This window comes from Streptomyces sp. NPDC047917 (assembly GCF_043204345.1).
GTDB classification, from domain to species: domain Bacteria; phylum Actinomycetota; class Actinomycetes; order Streptomycetales; family Streptomycetaceae; genus Streptomyces; species Streptomyces sanglieri.
Genome location: NZ_JBIDCA010000004.1, coordinates 520,160 through 539,703 on the forward strand (window position 1 = coordinate 520,160; position 19,544 = coordinate 539,703).

Genomic DNA, 19,544 nt, shown 5'->3' on the forward strand with positions numbered 1-19,544 from the left:
ACGTGGGGGGGGGGGGGGGGGGGGGGGGGGGGGGGGGGGGGGGGGGGGGGGGGGGGGGGTGGGGGGGGGGGGGGCGGGGGGGGGGGGGGGGCCCCCCCCCCCCCGGGCCGGGGGCCCCAGGCCGACTGACGCGGAACCGACCGCGCAGCAGACTCTTTCCCAGCACCGGCGAGGACCGCCGGCACCGATCACGGACGGGGAAGAGCGATGAGCAGTCACACGCGCCGAAGGATCCTCCGGGGGGCGGCGCTCGCGGCGGCCGGCAGTGTCGTCGGAGGTTACGGCCTCGGCCACTCGGCCACCGAGGCGCAGGCCGCCACCCGTGGAACGGCGTCCGGGGGCGGCGGGTCGTACCCGTTCCTGGAGGGCGCGTTCGCGCCGGTCACGGAGGAGCTCACCGAGTTCGGCCTCGAAGTCACCGGCCGGGTCCCGCACGATCTGGACGGCCGCTATCTGCGTACCGGCCCCAATGTGCTGGGGCTTGAGGACCCGCGGGCCCACCACTGGATGCTCGGCGACGGCATGGTGCACGGGGTGCGGCTGCGCGGTGGGCGCGCCGAGTGGTACCGCAACCGGTGGGTGCGCTCCTCGCAGGTGGCGCGGAAACTGGGCGAGCCGTACCCGGGCGAGGTGCCCACGGACGACTTCCCCTGCAACACGCACGTCATCCCGTACAAGGGGCGCATCCTGGCCCTCCAGGAGAGCGGGCCGCTGCCGTACGAACTGGACGGCGAGCTGAACACGGTGCGCCCGTACGACTTCCGTTCCACGCTGGAGGGCGCGTTCACCGCGCACACCAAGTACGACGTGGCGGCCGACGAGCTGCACGCGGTGGCGTACTACCCGACCTGGGACCACGTACGGCACCTGGTGATCGACCGGACCGGACGGGTGGCGCGGACCAGCAGGATCCCGGTGGCGGACGCCCCGATGATGCACGACTTCGCTCTGACCGGGAAGTACGTCGTGATCGTCGATGTGCCGATCACCTTCGACATGGCGGCCGCCGAGGCGGGCGCACTCGTGCCGTACATCTGGAACCCGAAGCACCCGATGCGGGTGGGGGTCATGCCCCGGGCCGGCGGCGCCACCCGCTGGTTCGAGATCGACCCGGTGTACTACTCGCACACGCTCAACGCCTATGACCAGGGCGACACCGTCGTCATGGAGCTCATCACCATGCCCGCACCGTTCTACGCCGCCGGCCGGGGCAACGGCGGCCCCTCCGCGACCGGCACCCCGGTGCTCGACCGCTGGACCATCGACCTGCGCGCGGGCCGCGTCCGCAGCACCCGCGTCGACGACCTGCCGCAGGAGTTCCCCCGCGTCAACGAGGCCCTGGTGTCGCGGCGGCACCGCTTCGCGTACACGGCGAGCGCGGCGGAGATGTGGCGCGCGTACGAGACGGTGGACGGGGTGCCGCCGGACGAGAAGTTCACCAACTGCCTGGTCAAGCACGACATGCTGCGCGGCAGCCGCCAGTTGCACCGCTTCCCGGACGGTGCGGCGGCCGGCGAGCCGGTGTTCGTGCCGCGTCGCGGGGCCCGCGACGAGGACGACGGCTACCTGCTCTCCTATGTGCACAACCCCGACCGCGGCGCGAGCGACCTGGTGATCCTCTCCGCGCAGGACTTCACCGCCCGCCCGCTGGCCCGCGTCCACCTGCCGGGGCGTGTGCCCCTCGGCTTCCACGGGAGCTGGGTGCCGGACGCGTGAGGGGGCCGTTCCCCGGCGTCAGGTGTCCCTCCTGTGCCGGGTCACCGTGACCCGTTGGCTGCCGTGCACCGTACCGGTGTTGATGTTTCCGTTCGGGGCCCTGTTCGTCACCCGGCCGCCTTCGGATCCGTGACGCCGTTCTCCTCCCTCCGGGCCGCGGGCTGCGCCGGGGCCCTTGTCCGCGGCGTCGTCGGCGGCGTGCGGACCGTGCGGCGGACCGGAGGGAATCGGCACATGGATCCAGGCCCGCTGAGCGAACCGCTTGCCCTCGACCGTTGCCGGTACTTCGATGAAGTGGTCCGGATGACGGCCCGTGTACCCACTGGCGACGGCATCCTGGTAGCAGCGGTCCGACAGAATGGCCGCCACCTGAGTGACGTTCTCCTTGGAGGATGCCAACACGGCTTTCACTGGGCGGGAGTCGAGCAGGCGATGCGTGTCGTTGCGGACCGTCCCATTGCCTCCGAACTCGTCTCCGGTGTCCGGGAGCGGACCGATGTGGAGGCTGACGCGGAGCCGGATCGGCAGGGCCCCGAGGGCGTGAATGTTGATCTCGGTCAGCACTTCCTGGAGCGTGAGCAGCCAGGGATGGATGACGAACGGCATCAACGACGGGTCGAACCCGAGGACATAGCCGTCACCGGTGGAAGCGGGGAACCTGCGTTCGGTCCACAGCTCCGCCAGTCCCGCCCGGTCCAATGAGGCCCTGAGCAAGTCGGGCACCGCCCGGCTGACGGCCTCGTGCTCGATCGCCGGGAGGCCGGTGAAGTCCTTGGCGTCGACAGCGATGATTCCCCGGCACGGGGGCAGCGGACGGCTGCGGCTGTAGGGCGCCGCGGTGGTCGTGGGCAGTGCGGTCTGTTGTTCGTGCATCGTCGCTCCTCTGCGAGGTTCCCTCCGGGTCCGCGCCGGCCCGGACGATCAATCGGTGCTTCGTCTCTGCGCCCTGTGAGCGTCACAGGGCGACGGGGAGAGCTCCGCTCCCGCAGTGCGGAAGACCGGTGATCCACGCCACAGTCGCCGTCGTTCAGATGCCGTCCGAATGGTTGAGCAATCGGCGCAGGTACGTCTTGTCCAGGACTTCGATGCGCGTCCTTCCGAACCGCACCCGATGGGGTCCGAACCGTTCCAACACCTTGGTGACGGAATTCCGGCCGACTCCCAGGTGTTGCGCCAGCTCTTCCCTGGTCAATGAAAACGCGCGGGATCCGGAGATCTCGATCAGCCGGAGCAGCGTCGCCGCGAGCCGCTGATCGATTTCTCCCTCGCACGCCTGGGTCTGCTCACGCAGTCGGCTCACCGCATGCAGGAAAAGCTGATCCGCCAGGCCGTGCTGCTTGACGAAGCCCCGGAAGGCGCTCGCGGGAATCACCGATACTTCACACTTGCTAACAGCCCGAACATGGGCAAGCCGTACGCCGCCGTCCCGCACCGCCATCTCCCCCAGCACCTCCCCGGGCCCCCGGAAGGCGAGCAGCCGGTCCCTGCCGTCGAGGTCCCCGCGAACCACTTTCACGATGCCTTGCATCAGTGCAAGTACATGCGAACCGGACTCGCCCTGATGCAACAGGACCGCACCCGCCTCATGCCGGCGCCGAGGAAAGCCCGCCAGGCCCTCCCATGCCGACGCGGGCACGAGTTCACGCAGGACCCGAGCCGGCGAAATGCGCTTCTCTTCGCTCATGCGATCACATTAGAGGATTACGTCTGCACTCGATGCGGAATATCTGATTCCTCTTTCCGCCGATTACCCCACCCGCGACGGCACGGCCTCCTTTCGATTATGGATCACCCGTGACATTCCGGACTCAATTCCTGTTCCCGGCCCCTTGACGGCCGTTCCGGAGAACCCCGTCGCCGACCGGTGGTTCGAATGTTCGGAATGTGATGGCCGACATCTCCCTTCTGCACTGCGGGAGCGGATCCCGGCTCTTCGGCGCGGAATTCTCGGATCGCCAAGGAAAATGCCGGCGGCCGTTCGGCCCGACCGGCCCTCTCCCGGAGGGAGCCATGCGAGAACACCGGAAGAACGTGAGTGGCACTCGTCGTGCACGGCGAGCCGATGTGCCGGCGGACCTCGGAATCATCCATCCGCCGCCTGGCCGGACCGGCCAGGACGGCCACACGGTGGAAGCAGTCCTCGACGCACTGCACGGCGCGGGTTGCGTGCCCACTCCCGAGGAACTCGGCCGACTCGGCGAGCTGTTGCGGTCCCTGCGCCACGACAGGTCCACCACTGACGAGCCGGCGGTGCCCGCGAGGTCGTACACCGCGCTGAGTGCCCCGCGAGGCGTCATCAACACCGGTTGTGTCCACGGCGGGCAGCACGTGAGCGACATCTCCGTGTCCGGTGACTACGTCCGGGGAGCCGACGATGACGTCTGACACCAGCTCCGTGGACCGCGCCCTCAAGGACCTTCTCCCCGAACTCGACCGGGACCGCGGGATGTTGGTGCTGGCTCCGAACGGCACGGTCAACACCGGTGTGGTGCAGGGCGATCAGCGCAATGTGTCGAGCTCCGGTGCGATCCTCGACGGCCCGGGGACACCGGTACGCCAGGGGCCCGTGCGGGCGAAGGATCTCCAGGACGCCCGGCGCCGTTTCGTTCCGCCCGCGACCTTCGCGGCAGGTCTCGTCGCGCTGGAGTCGGGCATCCTGTTCCTGGTCGGTGAACCGGGTACGGGCCGACTGACGCTGGCGCTCAATCTGCTGGCCCACCGGCACGACGACCCGACGCTGATCCGGATCGACGGAGCGGTGGACCTGGCCCGCTGGCGCCCTCGGCCGCACGGAGTGCACGGCTATCTGGTCATGAAGCCGAGCGCCCCGTTCACGCTCAGGCCCTGGGAACTGTCCGACCTGGAGGCGGCGCTGGCGGCGGCGGATGCGCACCTGGTCGTCGTGGTTCCGGATGTTCCGGGGCCGACCCGGTTCCTGGAGCGGGACTTCGGCGGCCAGGTCGTACGCCACCGGCCGCCGGACCCGGCCGAGGTCTTCGCCACCCACTTCGCGGACAGCTGCCCCGACCCGCGTGACCGTGCCCGGATTCTGGAGCCGCTCGGGCCGGACTTCCTGTCCTCGGTCCTGCCCGCCGGGCTGCCGCCCGGGTATGCGGCACGGGCGGCGGAGACCGTGTGCCGGCCCGGCGCTGTGGGCGCGGCCCGGCCGGCCGAGGAGGTACCGGCCCGCCTCGCCTCGGCGGAGGCCCAGGAGCTCCTGGCGCGGGCGGAACACGATCCGGAGCTGCTGACCCACCTCTTCTCGGTCTGCGTGTACGGCGGGATGGACCGCGACATCGTCGTCGAGCGGGCCGCCGGTCTGCTGGCGGCAGCACACCCTGCGCCGGACACCGGGTCCTTGGGCCCCGGCCGCCGGGAACCCACGGGCGAACCGGAGTTCCGCCTGGTTCGTCAGCGTCCGCTCAGGGACGTCCTGCGCGACGTCGGAGCGCACTGCGTACCCGGGAACGGCGCCGGGAACGGGCCCGAGACGGTGGCGTTCTTCTGGCCGGCGGTCGGTGAGGCCGTGTGGGACGTGGTGTGCCGCGAGCACACCGAACTGCTGCCACTGCTGCACGGCTGGCTGGGCGGGACGGGAACCACGGTGCAGGAGATCGAGCGCGCGGGTCGCGCGATGGCGGGGATGGTCGTGCGCACCGGAGGGCGGACACTCGGACTGGTTCAGGAACTCGCCCTGTCGACCGGCGGACCGGGGTTCGAGGTGGCGGCGCACTCCCTCGGCACGGCGGCGATCGAACCCGGGGTCGCTCACAAGGTGCACGGCCTGCTCCAGGAGTGGAGCGACGCCCCCGACCCGACGCTGCGCTCCGCGGTGGCGTACGCCTGCCGCCGCGACCTGGGCGGGGTGGCGGCCGAACACACACTGAGGTTGCTGCACGGGGCGGTGAACAGGGCAGGTGACGACCCCGGGGACATCTCGGTGGCGCGGGCCGTCGAGCAGACGCTGGTGCAGCGGTTCGCGGCGGGAGAATCGGCCACGAGGGAGACGATCACGCGTCATCTGGCCGCCTGGGCACAGGTCGAGGACGTGGCAGGTCTGGTTGCCTGCCTCGCCCTTCCCCGCCTGGTCGGCTTCGACCATGCCTGGTTCGGCGGCCGGCTGCTCGCCGGGGGAACGACGGCCTCGGACATCGCGGAGCTCATCCTGCGGGCTCTCAACGAGGCCGCGTCGTACCCGTCGATGAGAGAGACGCTGCTCGCCTGGTGCCAAGGCCCGGACGAGGCTCCACGGCCGGATCCGGCCGTGGAGGAGCTGTTCGTACGGCTGGTCGACTCCCGGCAGCACGGGTTCCTGCGCCTGCTCCTGTCGATCGAACGTGGCGGCGACAGCATGCCCGGCAAGGATCTCGCGGCACGCTGCCTGACCGAGTGGCGCGGCAGGAACCAGCCCCGGCAGACCGACTGATCAGGAGGACGACCATGGCATCACCCTCTGGGCCCGGACTGTTCGACTCCATCGAACGGGAGTTGAACGGCAGAGAGACCGCACCCGGACTGTGGCTCGACGACGGTTCCGGCGTCGTGGGGACCTCGCTCTCCCCGGCGCGGGCGCGCCCGATCCTGTACGACCGCTCGGTGGACCCCGCCGTGCGAACCTCACTGTGGCGCCAGGCGGTTGTGCTGGCACAGGCCGATGCGGACCGTTCCGGCTGGCCGCTGTGTGTGGTGTGGCTGGCCCTGCCCGGGATGCGCCGTACCGTGTTCCGGATCAAGGACCGCTTCGGCACCGCTCGTGAGGACGTGGAGGCCGAGCTGGTCACGGCCTGCCTCGAAGCGCTGCGGGGCGCGGGACCGGAGACCGCCGACCCCGGATCCGTACTGCTGCGCTCCGCGTGCACCCAGGCGTGGAACTCCGCGCGCCGGGCCCGTGCCGAGACCGCGGTCGAGGATGTGGACGCGGTCGCCGGGGCGCGCCATGGGGCGAACGGCGACTGGCAGGTGGATTTCGAGCGTGCGGAGAGCCCGGCCGGCCTCCGCGCACCCCTGCGGATCACCGTTCCGGCCGGCCGGATCGAGGGCGTCCGGGTCGGGGCCCTGGCGCAGGAGTGGGGCCTGACCGACGCCGTGGACGACGCCCGCCGTCTCCGGCGGGGGCGGCGGGTCGGAACCCTGTCGGTGCGAAGCGCGGGGAGGCGCGGATGAACGAGCGTGACGAGACGCCCCTGACCTTCCGGGAGGTCTTCGATCTCCCGGTGAGCGTGGACCTCAGGACGGCAGCCCGGGCGTTCGGCATGTGCATGGGCACCGCGTACCGGCTGGTCGGCCTCGGCGACTTCCCGTGCGAGACCGTCCGGGTCGGTCACCGCCACCGGGTCCTCACCGTGAATCTCATGCAGGCGCTGGGCATCGACGAGAGGCCCGTCTACGCCGACGACCTCGCGGACGGCGTGGCCCTGACGCTTTTCGACTGACGCCGCTCCAACGGGCCGGCCGGCTTCGGCCGGCCCGCACCGTTCCGGCAGTTCAAGAACCCTGGAGGAATTCCGCCATGCCCACATGCTTCGCGATCGGCCCGAGCGGCAGTACCCGTGTCGCCGCCGACGGCACCGTCCATGACATGGATCAGCGCTCCACCGTCTTCTACGAGGAGGTCGTGCGGCCCGTCTGCGAACGGTTCGGCCTGACCCTGGTCCGGGCCGACGAGGTGGCCGGCGCGGACGCGTTGTCCGAGCGGTCGCTCCGGCACCTCATCGACGACGACATCGTCATCGCCGACCTCACCGGGGGCAGCCCCGAGGTCGTCTACGGCCTCGGCATCCGGCACACCACCGGCCGGCGCACCGTGCACCTCTGCGAGGCGGGCGCGGCGCCCTTCGTTTCCGGTGCGTTCCCGACCATCGAGTACCCGGCTCTTCCGCTCGGTTCGGCCGAGGCACGGCAGGCGCTGGCCACGACGCTCACGCAGGGGCTCTTCGGAGCGGTCCCTCTTCTGCCGCCCGCACGTGTTCCGCTCCCCGGTCCGCTCCCCGGGGCGACGAGCACGGCCGGTGCGGAGCCCGCGGGCGGCCCGGTCCCGTTCACCGCGCAGGACGAGGACCCGGGCTTCTGGGACCGGGTGGCCGACGCCGAGGCGGCGATGGAGGCGATCGTGGACGACATGGCCGAGGTGGACGCGGCGCTCCTGGACCTCGCCGCCATGGGCGAGTTGCTCAACGAGGAGATGCTCCGAGCCAATCTGCCGGGAACCCCGACGAGCGCCCGGCTGGCTGCCCTCAACCGCTTCGCCAAGGCCATCGAGGGCCCGTCCGACGACCTGGAAGCGGCATCGGGGCGGTTCGTCGAACGGATGAGCATTGCCGCCGATGCCATGAGCGCCTTCCTCCAGTGGGCTGGGGACACCCCTCGCCACGAGTGGACGGACGAGGTGGACGGGCTGCTGGACCAGGTCATCAAGACGGCCCAGGAGGTCCGGGAGGCGGCGGGCAGCGTGCGCGAGGTCGAGCCCCTGATCCAGATGCTCGGCATGGCCAGTCGGCAGCTGCGCAGGCCGAGCCGGAAGATCGGTGCCTCTTTCCGGGCCATGCTCACGAGCCTGGCCATGTTCGACGAGTGGGAGCGCACGGCCCTTGCTCTGAAGCGCGGTTGAGCGATCCCCCGTCCTGGGTCGGGCCGGGGCCGGCAACACGGTCCCGGCTCTGCTCGTCCGCCGGGTCACGCAGCGCGGTCGTCGGCGTCCCGGGAGCGGAGGAACGTCAGCGTGTGGTCGAGGAGAAGCGCGGTGGCCCCGGCGTCGTAGGACGGCAGGGAGTTGTCGGCGAACAGGTGCCGGTCGCCTGGGTAGAGGTGCAGTTCGGCGTCGGCCGCCTCGTCGACGAGGGCGCGGGCCGCGTCCGCGTCGCCCTCGTCGGTGAACAGGCGGTCCGCCTCCATGGCGTGGATGCGTACCGGGAGCCGTTTTGGCCATGTCCCGAAGGCCGAGCTCGGAACGCAGGAGTGGACGAACACGGCGCCGCGTGCGCCCGGTCGGGTCTGGGCCAGTCTCTGGGCCGGCAGCACGCCGAGGGAGAACCCGATGTACACCAGCTCCGCGGACGCGTCGGTCACTGTGCGCACGCCCCGGTCGAGGAGTTCGTCGAAGCCGGTCCTCTCCGCGTACGCCAGTCCCTCGTCCAGAGTGCCGAAGGTGTGGCCGTCGTACAGATCGGGGGTGTGCACGGTGTGCCCCCCGCCGCGCAGGACGTCGGCGAAAGCGGTCACACCGGGGGTCAGACCCTGGGCGTGATGAAACAGGAACACTTCGGCCACCGTGAGCCTCCAACAGCCTTCGGGCAATGATCGATCCACGAATCTAGAAGGTCCGGGGTGCTGTGTACAGCAATGGCCCGCCGGGCCGCGGGGACGGGGAGCCGCGCCCGGCGGGTCTCCTCACTCCCCGGGCGGGAGCGCCGGCGTCACCGGCCGGTGGGTGTCGGCGTCGGGCTCGTCGGGGTGGACGCCGGCGGGGACGTGGAGCCGTGCCACAGGACACTCGGCGACGAGTGGGACGGACGGAGGGACCGGAACAGCGCGGTGCCCCGAGATGCGGACCGCGGGCCGCCACGGGTGCCCGCCCGTCGGGCCGATGATCGATCGCGCGGATTCGTCACGAGGGGTAGGCCCGCACACCACTCTTGCTATACGTTCCGTCTAACAGCTTGCTAGACGTAGCGTCTAACAAGCGATGGAGACGCCCGGCAGCCAAGTACCCGTCGAACGGGCACGGGATGGGAGAGCGGTCGGCCGGCGTCGAGTCGATCTGTCGAATCGAGGAGCCGCACCATGGCAAGCAGCACCCTTCGGCCGGAGGACCAGGACCGGCTCGACGAGCAGGACGTCGCCCGGCGGCTGCTCGACTCGTCGGCGAAGCTGTCGTACGACCCGGTCACCGAGGTGGACTGGGACACGCCGCTGGACAAGGACTTCCACGGCGCGAGCCCGGAGTGGAGCACGCTCTACGGCACGGCGTACTGGAACGAACTGACCGACGCGCAGCGCAAGGAGCTGACGCGGCAGGAGGCCGCCTCGGTGGCCAGCACCGGCATCTGGTTCGAGATGATCCTCCAGCAGATGGTGCTGCGTGACATCTACACGACCGACGCGACCGACCCTCGCTTCCAGTGGGCCCTCACGGAGATAGCCGACGAGTGCCGGCACTCCATCATGTTCGCCCGCGGGGCGGCGAAGCTGGGCGCCCCCGCCTACCGGCCGCGCCGTGCGGTGGTCGAACTCGGCCGGGCGTTCAAGACCCTCGCGTTCGGCGAGGCGGCGTACGCCGCGATCCTGGTCGCCGAGGAAGTGCTCGACGTCATGCAACGGGACTGGATGCGGGACGAACGGGTCGCACCGTTCGTCCGCACCATCAACAACATCCATGTCGTGGAGGAATCACGGCACATGAAGTTCGCCCGCGACGAGACCCGCAAACGGCTCCGGCACGCGGGCCCGCTGCGCCGGCAGCTCAACGCGTTCGTGATCGCGGTCGCTTCCTACTTCATCGTGACCAGCATGGTGAACCGCAAGGTCTACGAGAACGCCGGGCTCGACACCCGGCGCGCCCTCGCCGAGGCCGGTTCGAACGAACACCACAAGTCCCTGATGCGGTCCAGCTGTTCGGGGCTCATGGAGTTCCTGGCCTCGGCGCGTCTGCTCACCGGGCCCGCCCTGGTCCTCTACAAGCGCGCCAACCTGATCTGATCCGAGCCGAGCGACCCGAGCTGACGAGATGACCTACGCCATCACCCAGACCTGTTGCAGCGATGCCACCTGCGTCGCCGTGTGCCCCGTCAACTGCATCCATCCGACACCGCAGGAGCGGGCCTTCGGCAGCACGGAGATGCTGTACGTCGACCCGAAGACCTGTATCGACTGCGGTGCCTGTGCGGACGCCTGCCCGGTCGACGCCATTTTCCCGGTGGACGGCCTGCCCGCCGCGCAGGCCGGGTACGCCGCGATCAACGAGGCGTACTTCGCCGGGCAGGAGCCCGGTCCGGACAGCGCGGCACCGAACTTCCACCACTGGAACGCGCCGTCCTTCGAGCGCAGTCTGCCCTCCGACTTCGCACCGATCCGCGTAGCGGTCGTCGGCACCGGCCCGGCCGGGATGTACGCCGCCGAGGACCTCCTCCTGCACACCAACGCCGAGGTGACCCTGGTCGACCGGCTGCCCGTGGCCGGCGGGCTGGTCCGGTACGGCGTGGCGCCGGACCACCCCGCGACGAAGAAGGTGGGCGACACCTTCACGCGCTTCCACGCGCACCCGCGGGTACGGATGCACCTGGGGGTGGAGATCGGCAAGGACATCACCGCGGCGGAGCTCGCCGCCCACCACGACGCGGTGATCTACGCGGTGGGAGCCTCCGCCGACCGCCGCATCGGCGTCCCGGGCGAGGAACTGCCCGGCAGCATCCCGGCGACCGCGTTCGTGGCCTGGTACAACTCCCACCCCGAGGTCGCACCGGACGCCGTCGGCCTGTCCTCGCGGCGGGTGGTCGTGGCCGGCAACGGCAATGTCGCGCTCGACGTCGCCCGTGTCCTCGTCTCGGATCCGGCGGCCCTGGCCGGTACGGACATCGCGGATCACGCGCTCGCGGCGCTGCGTGCCTCGGAGGTGCGCGAGGTGGTCGTGCTCGGCCGGCGCGGACCGGAGCACGCCGCGTACAGCGCCTCCGAGTTGCTCGCCCTCAAGCACCTGCCGGACGTGGAACTCGTGGTCGACGACCACGATCCGCGGACCGCCGCCACGATCGACGGCTCCGCGGCGGGCGAGAAGGCCGGACTGCTGCGCGGCGTGACCCGCGAGACGGTGGACTGGTCGCGCACGCCCGGGGCGGGACGGCGCATCGTCCTGCGGTTCCACTCCGCCCCCGTCCAGGTGCTCGGCGACGACGCCGTACGGGCCGTGCGCGTGACGGGCGGTCCGGGCGAGCTGGACATCCCGGCCGGCACCCTGCTGCGGGCGGTCGGCTATCGCGGCGAACCCGTGGCGGGGCTGCCCTTCGACGAGGCGAACGGTACCGTCCCGCACGAGGGCGGCCGGGTGACGGGAATGCCCGGGACATACGTCGTCGGCTGGATCAAGCGCGGGCCCTCGGGCGGCATCGGGGCCAACCGCGCCTGCGCCGCCGAGACCGTCGGCACACTGCTGGACGATGCCGTGGCCGGCGCCCTGCCCGCACCGGTGCCCGCGCCCAGGGCGTTCCTCCGGCTGGCCCGGAGCCGCAGCCGCCATGTCGTCGACGCCAAGGGGCTGGCCGCGATCGACAGGGCGGAGCTGGCGCGTGGCCGCGACGGCGGGCGACCGCGGGTCAAGTTCGCCACGGTGCCGGAGCTGATCGCGGCGGCGAAGGGCAGCCGCTGGAAGCTGCCGGGCTGAGACGCGGGAGGGCGCGGGCCGGGCGCCGGCTACGGGCGCCCGGACGAGGACGGGCTCTCCCGACCGCCGCCGGGCCCCGCCCCCGCCGAGCCATCGCCGCCGGGTCCCGCCCGCCGAGCCACCGCCGCCCCGCCCGCGTCCGAGCTCCGCCGCCCCGCTCGCGTGGCCCGCCCCCGCCCGGCCGTCCCCGTGCCCAGTCAGACATTCATGATCACTTCACCGGGAAGTCGACCGGGCCGCACCGCTGCCTGACTCACGACGCCTAACGTCTCTGGTTCAGACCGGTTATTCATCCGTTATGCAACCAGGCCGGGAATCCAGGACGGACTTCCCGGGCCGGAGAACAGGTACCCCCGTGAGACTCACCCCTCTCGTGATCGCCGCGACGTCCGTCGCGCTCGTCGCCCCGACCGCCGCGCAGGCCGACGCCCCCGGCGCGCACACCCCGGCCGCACCCGGCGTCAGCGTCCCGGGCGGGCGGTACGAGCACTCCGTCGAGCTCAAGTTCCGGGCCGAGCGCGGCACCACCGTCCGCTACACGCTGGACGGCACGACCCCGACCCGTGACAGCCGCGCCTACTCCGCCGGCCGCCCGCTGCGGATCAAGAAGGACACCAATGTCACCGCGGTCGCCTTCCGGGGCAAGCGGAGCAGCGTCCCGGTGTCCTACGGCTACCTGATCAAGACGCGGGAGAAGCCGCTCGCCCGGCTCGTCGTCATGTCCGACGTGCACGTCGGCAGCCACGCGACCGCCGACAAGAAGTACGAGAGCTTCTTCGACACCATCGGGTCGATCTTCCCCCGGCCCGACGCGATCCTGTCCAACGGCGACATGATCAACGACAACGGTGACGGCAAGGGCCCCGACCACAGAATCGTCTCCGAGATCTTCCAGGCCAACCTCGCCCGCAAGGGCATGAGCCGCACCCAGCTGCTGATCTCCAACGGCAATCACGACGCGAGCCTCGCCGCGATCCGGGCCGGCTATCCCAAGGCATGGTTCCCCGACTCCGGCGGCGGCTACTACGAGTCCGACGTGAAGGGACTGCACGTCCTCACGGTCAACACCGAGACATACAACTCCGACACCGCCCAGCGCGCTTGGCTCAAGGGGCGGCTCGCCGCGATCACCGCCGACCGGGCCTATGCGGGCAAGCCGGTCCTGGTCCAGGGCCACCGGCCCACCACCGGAACGACGATGGACGGCCAGCAGGCCTCCAACCCGCGGCTCGCCGAGGACCTGAGCGCCTTCCCGCAGGCCATTCTCTTCTCCGGCCACTCGCATCTGAACATCAACGACGACCGCTCGATCCACCAGCGCGACTTCACCTCGGTCAACGACGGTTCGATGTCGTACATCGAGGTCGACCACGGCTACCAGATGGTCACCGACGACGGTCTCGCCGACCGCTTCGAGTCGCCCACCGCCCAGGCGCTCTTCGTCGAGGTCTACAAGGACCGTACGGAGATAGCGCGGGTGAACATGGCCGCGGACAAGCACGACATCTACACCGGTGGCCAGTGGTCGGCGAACTGGCAGCCGCCGTACGCCAGCGCGGGCACTCTCGGCGGATCCACCTGGACCGTGCGGCTCAAGGGTTCGACGAGCCCGCAGATCAAGGACAACTTCCGCTACACGGACGCCGAACGCAACACCGTGGCGCCGAAGTTCACCACCCGCAAGCCGCTGTCCCGGGTCCATGACGCCAAGGGCGGCACGGCGTTGCGGATCGCGCAGGCCACGGACGACCAGATGGTCCACCACTACGACGTCGATGTCACCGATGCCGCGACCGGCGCCTCGGTCGTCTCGTCCAAGGTCCTCTCGGACTACTACTTCATGCCCCGCCCGAACAACCTGGACATCCCGGTGCCGGGCACGGTCCGCGGTGGCCGGTACGTGGCCCGGGTCGTCGCCGTCGACGCGTACGGGAACGCCTCCCGGGCCGCCTCGCTGACCTTCCGCAAGTAGCGCGGCCGGGACCGGACGGCTCCCTCCCGGGGTGCCGCCCGGTCCCGACCCGGCCTTCGGCTCGGTCCGGTCAGGTCGTGTCGGGGTCGACCACACCCCGTCCCCTGGCGCGCCTGCCGACCACGGCCGCCGCCGCGACGGCGCTGCCCGCGAAGGCCAGGGCCACCATCCACGGCCGGTTGAAGGCATGCCGGGTGACCGCGTCGACGGAGTAGCGCCCCGGACCGGTCAGGCCGATCGTCGCGGCGGTGAAGCCGAGGAACGCCGGGTACTCGTAGCCACCGCCCTGCGCGAAGAATCCGGCGGGTGCGTGGACGGCCACGGCCCCCGCCATCGCCCCGGCCGCGGCCGCTCCGGCCGCCGGGGTGGCGAGGCCGAGGGCCAGCAGCACTCCGCCGCCCGCCTCGCCGAGCCCGGCGGCGACCGCGCTGTGCTTCGGCGGGTGGAAGCCCATCGCCTCCATCGCGGCCGTGGTTCCCTCGATGCCCCCGCCGCCGAACCACCCGGCCAGTTTCTGGGTGCCGTGCGCGGCCAGTACCGCGCCGGTGCCGACGCGCAGGGCGAGCAGGCCGAGGTCACGCCGGTCGAGGCAGGTCATGGGTGTCTCCGCAGGGGTTCGGGGGCGGGTGGAGTACGAGGGGCAACCACGCCGTGCCGGGCGGACGCCGCCATTCCACCTTCCGTGCCGCAGGGCACCGGCGCGTCCCGGTGCTACGCCGTTCGGGGGATGCCCCGCCCGCCGCCGAGGCCGGCCAGGGTGAGACCCACGCCATTGTGCAACTTGTTGCATAATGGCGTTCCGGTGGTCTAGAACTGGCGCAGACGACACTGCCCGAGGAGCCGCCGCATGAGCCCGTACCCGAATCTGCTGAGCCCGCTCGACCTGGGATTCACCACTCTTCCCAACCGGGTGCTGATGGGCTCGATGCACATCGGTCTCGAAGAGGTCGAGCGCGGCTTCGAGCGGATGGCCGCCTTCTACGCGGAGCGCGCCCGGGGCGGCGTCGGGCTGATGGTCACCGGTGGCATCGCCCCCAACGCCCGGGGCTGTTCCTTCCCCGGCGGGGCGAAGATGACGGACGAGGCGGAGGCCGAGCAGCACGCGCCGGTCACCTCGGCCGTCCATGCGGCGGGGGGCCGGATCGCCATGCAGATCCTGCATTTCGGGCGGTACGCGCACCACCCCGACCTGGTGGCTCCGAGCGCGATCCAGGCGCCGATCAGCGCCTTCACCCCGCACGCCCTCGACGGCGACGAGGTCGAGGAGACCATCGAGGACTTCGTCAGGGCGGCCGAGCTGGCGCGCCTCGCCGGGTACGACGGGGTCGAGATCATGGGCTCCGAGGGCTATCTGATCAATGAGTTCATCGCCGCCGCCACCAATCACCGCACCGACCGCTGGGGCGGCTCGTACGAGAACCGCATCCGGTTCCCCGTCGAGATCGTGCGCCGGGTCCGCGAGCGGGTCGGCAGCGACTTCATCCTGATCTACCGGCTGTCGATGCTGGACCTGGTTCCGGGGGGTTCCTCGCTGGAGGAGGTCGTGCGGCTGGGCCGGGAGATCGAGGCGGCGGGTGCGACGATCATCAACACCGGGATCGGCTGGCACGAGGCCCGCATCCCCACCATCGCCACCTCGGTGCCGCGCGGCGCCTACACCTGGGTCACCGAGAAGGTGCGCGGAGCCGTCTCCGTACCGCTGGTGACGAGCAACCGCATCAACACGCCCGAGGTGGCCGAGGAGGTCCTCGCCTCGGGGCGGGCGGATCTGGTGTCGATGGCCCGGCCGTTCCTCGCCGACCCCGACTTCGTCGCCAAGGCCGCCGCGGGCCGCGCCGACGCGATCAACACCTGCATCGGCTGCAACCAGGCCTGCCTGGACCACATCTTCAGTGGCAAGGTCACCTCCTGCCTGGTCAATCCGCGTGCCTGTCACGAGACCGAACTCACCCTGTCGCCGACCCGCACCGTGAAGCGGGTGGCGGTCGTGGGCGCCGGGCCCGCCGGGCTCGCGTGCGCCGTCTCGGCGTCCGAGCGCGGGCACGAGGTGACGCTGTTCGACGCGGCCGAGGAGATCGGCGGCCAGCTGAACGTGGCGCGCCGGGTCCCCGGCAAGGAGGAGTTCGACGAGACGCTGCGCTACTTCCGTACCCGGCTCCGGGAGGAGAAGGTGGAGCTCCGGCTCGGCACTCGGGTCACGGCCGGCGCGCTCGCCGGCTTCGACGAGGTCGTCCTCGCCACCGGCGTCACTCCGCGCTCCCCCGCGATCCCCGGCCAGGACCACCCCAGCGTGGTCGGCTACCTCGATGTCCTGCGCGACCGGGCGCACGTCGGCGAACGGGTCGCGATCATCGGGGCGGGCGGCATCGGCTTCGATGTCGCCGAGTTCCTGACCGACTCGGGCGACGCGGCGAGCCGCGACCCCGAGGTGTTCTTCCGGCAGTGGGGGGTCGACACCGAGTACCGCGACCGGGGCGGGCTCCGCGCCCCGGAGCGTCCGAAGACGCCCAGGACCGTCCACCTGATCCAGCGCAGGACCGGCAAGGTCGGTGCGGGGCTGGGGAAGACGACCGGCTGGATCCACCGCACCGAACTGCGGCACCGCGGCGTCACGACGATCGCGGGCGCCACCTACGACCGGATCGACGACGAGGGTCTGCACCTCACGGTCGACGGGGAACAGCACCTGCTGCCGGTCGACACGATCGTGCTCTGCGCCGGTCAGGAGCCGCGCCGCGACCTGTACGAGGAGCTGCTGGCGGCGGGCCGCCCGGCGCATCTCGTCGGCGGTGCCGACGTGGCCGCCGAACTGGACGCCAAGCGGGCGATCCGCCAGGGCACGGAGCTCGCGGCCGCACTCTGACGCACGGTCACCGTGGCCTCGTGGACCGGCCCGCCCACCACGAGGTCGCGGCGCCCACGAGGCCACTGCCGCGCCGGGTCCCGGCCGGCCGTCCATAGGATGCACCCCATGTCACTCCCCCATGCGATTCTCACCGCCCTGCTGGAGAAGCCGTCGTCCGGGCTGGAGCTGACCCGCAGGTTCGACCGGTCGATCGGCTACTTCTGGTCCGCCACGCACCAGCAGATCTACCGGGAACTGGGGAAGCTGGAACAGGCAGGCCAGATCCGGGCGCTGCCCTCGGCTCAGCCGGCCCGCGGCCGGAAGAAGGAGTACGAGGTACTGCCGGCCGGCCGTGAGGCGCTCCGCGCCTGGGTGGCCCGCCCGGAGGACCCCAAGCAGGTCCGGGATCCGCTGCTGCTGCGCATGCGGGCGGCGGCGGTCGTCGGAGCCCCCGGCCTGGACGCGGAACTCCGCCGCCACCTGGTTCTGCACCGCGGGCAGCTGGCGGAGTATCTGGAGATCGAGGAGCGGGACTTCCCGCCCGGACGCGACTCCGAGGAGGACCGGCTGCGGCATCTGGTGCTGCGCGGCGGCATCGACCTGGAGAACTTCTGGATCGGCTGGCTGACCCGGGCGCTGGGCGAGGACGGGCAGCCTGGTCCGTCGGGCGTCTGAGGGCCGGGCGACGGGCCGGGGCGACGCCGCGCACCACTTGCCCGGGGCCGGACCGCCCACCGCTCCCGGCCCGCTACGACCCGCCCACCGGCACCCGGTCGAGTTCGAGTTCCGGGCGCAGCACTCGGCCGCCCACCGGTCCCCGGCTCCTGGTCACCACGCGTGACGGTGGCCCGGCCGGCGGCGCCGCGGCCGCCACGGCCCGGTCACCGGGAGCCGGATTCCGCGCCTGGGCGCGGCTGAGCAGAATGACGCCCCGCACGGCCGCCGCAGTCCCGAGCACTGCCAGGAGAAGGCTGGTCGCACCGCCCTGGAGGCGTTCGCCGAGCAGGGCGAGGCCGATGGCCGCGGCGGCCACCGGGTTGGCGAGGGTGACGACGGCCAGGGGCGCGCCGAGCCCGCCCCGGTAGGCGGTCTGGGAGAGCAGCAGCCCGCTCATCGCGAACGCGGAGACCAGCAGCGCGACGACGACCAGGCGCCAGCTGAACAGCGGAGCGGTGTGGTCGGTGACCGAGACGGTCAGGGTCTGGGTGAGCGCGGAGGCGACCCCCGACGTGATGCCGGAGGCCGCCGCGTGCCGCAGGCCCGGACGCGCACCCGGGCGGCCGAGGCCGGCGACGACCGCCATCGTCCCGGCCCCGACGGCCAGCGCCTCGGGCAGGCTGAGCGTCTCGTGCGGGGCGGTGCCGCCCGCGGTCATCAGCAGGGCGCCGAGGCCGAGCAGGGTGAGGATCGTGCCGCGCCACTCGGTCCTGGTGACCCGGCGACCGGCGGCCCTGGCGCCCAGCGGGACCGCGGCGACCAGAGTGAGGGCACCGAGCGGCTGGACGAGGGTGAGCGGGCCGTACTTGAGCGCCGCGACGTGCAGCAGCGCGCCTCCGGCGTTCAGCGCGACCGCCGACCACCAGGCACCCCGCCCCAGCAGCCGCAGCACCCCGGCGCCCGGTTCGGTCCGCCCGGCGAGCCGCGCCTGCGCCACCGCGGCCGACGCGTAGGCGGCGGCGGAGACCAGGGACAGCGCGACCGCGATCACGGTGGCGTTCATCGCCGCGCTCCGGTCGGGCCCGTCGAGGCGTACGGGGACGCGGAGTACGTCCGCGAACCGGCGTAACCGGTGGAGACCGCGGGTTCGGCGGTCCCGGGCGGCGTTGACGGTACGGGTTCGCCCGGCGCGGGCAGCCACGGGAGGTGTGCCGGCACCGGGTCCGTGCGCGGCAGTCGCAGCGCCGCGAAGGCCACCGCGAGCAGCGCGGACACCACGATCGAGTCGAGCCAGTAGTGGTTGGCCGTGCCGACTATCACCAGCAGGGTGACGAGCGGATGCAGCAGCCACAGCCAGCGCCACCGCGACCGGGTCGCGACGATCAGCCCGACGGCGACCATCACCGCCCAGCCGAAGTGCAGGGAGGGCATCGCGGCGAACTGGTTCGCCATCGAGTCGGTCGCGGGCGTCGCCCCGTACACCGACGGCCCGTACACCTGGGCGGTGTCGACCAGTCCGGTGGCGGCCAGCAGCCGCGGCGGGGCGAGCGGGAAGAGGAGGTGGAGGGCGAGCGCGGCGCCGGTGAGGGCGGCGAGGATGCGGCGCGACCATATGTAGTGGCGCGGGCGGCGCCAGTAGAGCCACACCAGGAAGAGCAGCGTGGCCGGGAAGTGCACGGTCGCGTAGTAGGTGTTCGCGAGGTGGATCAGCGTCTCATCGTGCAGCAGCAGGCTCTGCACCGCGCCCTCGCCCGGCAGGTGCACGGAGCGCTCGAAGTCCCAGACGTTCCCGGCGTTTCGATACGCCTCGTCGACATGACCGTTGGCGGCCTGCCGGCCGATTTTGTAGATCACGAAGAGTCCCACGACCAGGAGAAGTTCGCGGACGAGGGGCGGTCGGGCAGAACTGTCCGGCTCCCGATCTGCTGGCTCGCTACCGGCGTACATCACCCGGTGCCCCTTTGCTGACGATGCGGTGTTAC

General features: G+C 71.7%; 17 protein-coding genes. 11 read left to right on the plus strand and 6 right to left on the minus strand.

The genetic code is table 11. The annotated features are described in order from the left end of the window. The first annotated feature begins 207 nt into the window (after nucleotides 1-207). Nucleotides 208-1,716 carry a carotenoid oxygenase family protein gene (locus ACGF8B_RS12120; RefSeq protein WP_392737206.1) on the plus strand — a complete coding sequence of 503 codons (1,509 nt, stop codon included), beginning with the start codon at nucleotides 208-210 and terminating at the stop codon, nucleotides 1,714-1,716. 18 nt (nucleotides 1,717-1,734) lie between these two features. Here the strand turns inward: ACGF8B_RS12120 and ACGF8B_RS12125 are convergent, their stop codons facing one another. Together ACGF8B_RS12125 and ACGF8B_RS12130 are read right to left on the minus strand one after the other, a co-directional pair. Continuing rightward, a complete protein-coding gene (locus ACGF8B_RS12125; RefSeq protein WP_392737208.1) occupies nucleotides 1,735-2,589 on the minus strand; it encodes a hypothetical protein in 855 nt (284 codons plus the stop codon). A gap of 154 nt (nucleotides 2,590-2,743) precedes the next feature. Then, on the minus strand, nucleotides 2,744-3,400 hold the full coding sequence (locus tag ACGF8B_RS12130; protein ID WP_392737210.1) for a Crp/Fnr family transcriptional regulator: 657 nt from the start codon (nucleotides 3,398-3,400) through the stop codon (nucleotides 2,744-2,746). A 443-nt stretch (nucleotides 3,401-3,843) separates the two neighbouring features. Between ACGF8B_RS12130 and ACGF8B_RS12135 the strand changes: the two genes are divergently transcribed. The 5 genes from ACGF8B_RS12135 to ACGF8B_RS12155 all read left to right on the plus strand — a co-directional run bounded on the left by ACGF8B_RS12135 (nucleotide 3,844) and on the right by ACGF8B_RS12155 (nucleotide 8,323). Then, on the plus strand, nucleotides 3,844-4,101 hold the full coding sequence (locus tag ACGF8B_RS12135; protein WP_392737212.1) for an S-type pyocin domain-containing protein: 258 nt from the start codon (nucleotides 3,844-3,846) through the stop codon (nucleotides 4,099-4,101). Further along, a complete protein-coding gene (locus ACGF8B_RS12140; RefSeq protein ID WP_392737213.1) occupies nucleotides 4,091-6,142 on the plus strand; it encodes a hypothetical protein in 2,052 nt (683 codons plus the stop codon). Before ACGF8B_RS12135 ends, ACGF8B_RS12140 begins: the two co-directional genes overlap by 11 nt. A gap of 14 nt (nucleotides 6,143-6,156) precedes the next feature. Next, on the plus strand, nucleotides 6,157-6,879 hold the full coding sequence (locus ACGF8B_RS12145) for a hypothetical protein (protein WP_392737215.1): 723 nt from the start codon (nucleotides 6,157-6,159) through the stop codon (nucleotides 6,877-6,879). Next, nucleotides 6,876-7,148: a DNA-binding protein gene (locus ACGF8B_RS12150; protein ID WP_342282225.1), complete on the plus strand. Its 273-nt coding sequence runs from the start codon at nucleotides 6,876-6,878 to the stop codon at nucleotides 7,146-7,148. Before ACGF8B_RS12145 ends, ACGF8B_RS12150 begins: the two co-directional genes overlap by 4 nt. 77 nt (nucleotides 7,149-7,225) lie before the next feature. Continuing rightward, entirely contained in the window at nucleotides 7,226-8,323 is a 1,098-nt protein-coding gene (locus ACGF8B_RS12155; RefSeq protein WP_392737216.1) for a hypothetical protein, read from the plus strand. A gap of 65 nt (nucleotides 8,324-8,388) precedes the next feature. Here ACGF8B_RS12155 and ACGF8B_RS12160 read toward each other — a convergent pair whose 3' ends face one another. Further along, the gene (locus tag ACGF8B_RS12160) at nucleotides 8,389-8,982 is read right to left on the minus strand and encodes a dienelactone hydrolase family protein (protein ID WP_392737218.1); all 594 of its coding nucleotides are present in this window, start codon (nucleotides 8,980-8,982) and stop codon (nucleotides 8,389-8,391) included. Between the two features lie 513 nt (nucleotides 8,983-9,495). Here ACGF8B_RS12160 and ACGF8B_RS12165 point away from each other — a divergent pair. The 3 genes from ACGF8B_RS12165 (at nucleotide 9,496) to ACGF8B_RS12175 (ending at nucleotide 14,060) form a co-directional block, all read left to right on the plus strand. Then, nucleotides 9,496-10,410 carry a diiron oxygenase gene (locus tag ACGF8B_RS12165; RefSeq protein ID WP_342282222.1) on the plus strand — a complete coding sequence of 305 codons (915 nt, stop codon included), beginning with the start codon at nucleotides 9,496-9,498 and terminating at the stop codon, nucleotides 10,408-10,410. A gap of 28 nt (nucleotides 10,411-10,438) precedes the next feature. Continuing rightward, nucleotides 10,439-12,088 (plus strand): FAD-dependent oxidoreductase, encoded by a 1,650-nt coding sequence (locus tag ACGF8B_RS12170; protein WP_392737220.1) that lies wholly within the window; start codon nucleotides 10,439-10,441, stop codon nucleotides 12,086-12,088. A 355-nt stretch (nucleotides 12,089-12,443) separates the two neighbouring features. Continuing rightward, complete coding sequence (locus ACGF8B_RS12175) at nucleotides 12,444-14,060, plus strand: chitobiase/beta-hexosaminidase C-terminal domain-containing protein (protein ID WP_392737222.1); 1,617 nt, start codon at nucleotides 12,444-12,446, stop codon at nucleotides 14,058-14,060. A 70-nt stretch (nucleotides 14,061-14,130) separates the two neighbouring features. Here ACGF8B_RS12175 and ACGF8B_RS12180 read toward each other — a convergent pair whose 3' ends face one another. Further along, the gene (locus ACGF8B_RS12180) at nucleotides 14,131-14,658 is read right to left on the minus strand and encodes a DoxX family protein (protein ID WP_392737224.1); all 528 of its coding nucleotides are present in this window, start codon (nucleotides 14,656-14,658) and stop codon (nucleotides 14,131-14,133) included. 249 nt (nucleotides 14,659-14,907) lie between these two features. Between ACGF8B_RS12180 and ACGF8B_RS12185 the strand changes: the two genes are divergently transcribed. Together ACGF8B_RS12185 and ACGF8B_RS12190 are read left to right on the plus strand one after the other, a co-directional pair. After that, on the plus strand, nucleotides 14,908-16,923 hold the full coding sequence (locus ACGF8B_RS12185) for an FAD-dependent oxidoreductase (protein ID WP_392737225.1): 2,016 nt from the start codon (nucleotides 14,908-14,910) through the stop codon (nucleotides 16,921-16,923). Between the two features lie 108 nt (nucleotides 16,924-17,031). After that, on the plus strand, nucleotides 17,032-17,580 hold the full coding sequence (locus tag ACGF8B_RS12190; RefSeq protein ID WP_392737227.1) for a PadR family transcriptional regulator: 549 nt from the start codon (nucleotides 17,032-17,034) through the stop codon (nucleotides 17,578-17,580). 73 nt (nucleotides 17,581-17,653) lie between these two features. Here the strand turns inward: ACGF8B_RS12190 and ACGF8B_RS12195 are convergent, their stop codons facing one another. Next, the gene (locus ACGF8B_RS12195) at nucleotides 17,654-18,625 is read right to left on the minus strand and encodes a hypothetical protein (protein ID WP_392737229.1); all 972 of its coding nucleotides are present in this window, start codon (nucleotides 18,623-18,625) and stop codon (nucleotides 17,654-17,656) included. Further along, nucleotides 18,622-19,509, minus strand: a complete 888-nt coding sequence (locus tag ACGF8B_RS12200) for a phosphatase PAP2 family protein (protein ID WP_392737231.1) — start codon at nucleotides 19,507-19,509, stop codon at nucleotides 18,622-18,624. Before ACGF8B_RS12200 ends, ACGF8B_RS12195 begins: the two co-directional genes overlap by 4 nt. Nucleotides 19,510-19,544: the final 35 nt, after the last annotated feature.

What these genes read in the sequence shown, in the direction of transcription:
- ACGF8B_RS12130 (WP_392737210.1), bottom strand. Translation starts at nt 3,400, where the DNA reads ATGAGCGAAGAGAAGCGCATTTCGCCGGCTCGGGTCCTGCGTGAACTC.
- ACGF8B_RS12170 (WP_392737220.1), top strand. Translation starts at nt 10,439, where the DNA reads ATGACCTACGCCATCACCCAGACCTGTTGCAGCGATGCCACCTGCGTC.
- ACGF8B_RS12195 (WP_392737229.1), bottom strand. Translation starts at nt 18,625, where the DNA reads ATGAACGCCACCGTGATCGCGGTCGCGCTGTCCCTGGTCTCCGCCGCC.
- ACGF8B_RS12180 (WP_392737224.1), bottom strand. Translation starts at nt 14,658, where the DNA reads ATGACCTGCCTCGACCGGCGTGACCTCGGCCTGCTCGCCCTGCGCGTC.
- ACGF8B_RS12155 (WP_392737216.1), top strand. Translation starts at nt 7,226, where the DNA reads ATGCCCACATGCTTCGCGATCGGCCCGAGCGGCAGTACCCGTGTCGCC.
- ACGF8B_RS12185 (WP_392737225.1), top strand. Translation starts at nt 14,908, where the DNA reads ATGAGCCCGTACCCGAATCTGCTGAGCCCGCTCGACCTGGGATTCACC.
- ACGF8B_RS12120 (WP_392737206.1), top strand. Translation starts at nt 208, where the DNA reads ATGAGCAGTCACACGCGCCGAAGGATCCTCCGGGGGGCGGCGCTCGCG.
- ACGF8B_RS12125 (WP_392737208.1), bottom strand. Translation starts at nt 2,589, where the DNA reads ATGCACGAACAACAGACCGCACTGCCCACGACCACCGCGGCGCCCTAC.
- ACGF8B_RS12200 (WP_392737231.1), bottom strand. Translation starts at nt 19,509, where the DNA reads ATGTACGCCGGTAGCGAGCCAGCAGATCGGGAGCCGGACAGTTCTGCC.
- ACGF8B_RS12140 (WP_392737213.1), top strand. Translation starts at nt 4,091, where the DNA reads ATGACGTCTGACACCAGCTCCGTGGACCGCGCCCTCAAGGACCTTCTC.
- ACGF8B_RS12150 (WP_342282225.1), top strand. Translation starts at nt 6,876, where the DNA reads ATGAACGAGCGTGACGAGACGCCCCTGACCTTCCGGGAGGTCTTCGAT.
- ACGF8B_RS12165 (WP_342282222.1), top strand. Translation starts at nt 9,496, where the DNA reads ATGGCAAGCAGCACCCTTCGGCCGGAGGACCAGGACCGGCTCGACGAG.
- ACGF8B_RS12145 (WP_392737215.1), top strand. Translation starts at nt 6,157, where the DNA reads ATGGCATCACCCTCTGGGCCCGGACTGTTCGACTCCATCGAACGGGAG.
- ACGF8B_RS12190 (WP_392737227.1), top strand. Translation starts at nt 17,032, where the DNA reads ATGTCACTCCCCCATGCGATTCTCACCGCCCTGCTGGAGAAGCCGTCG.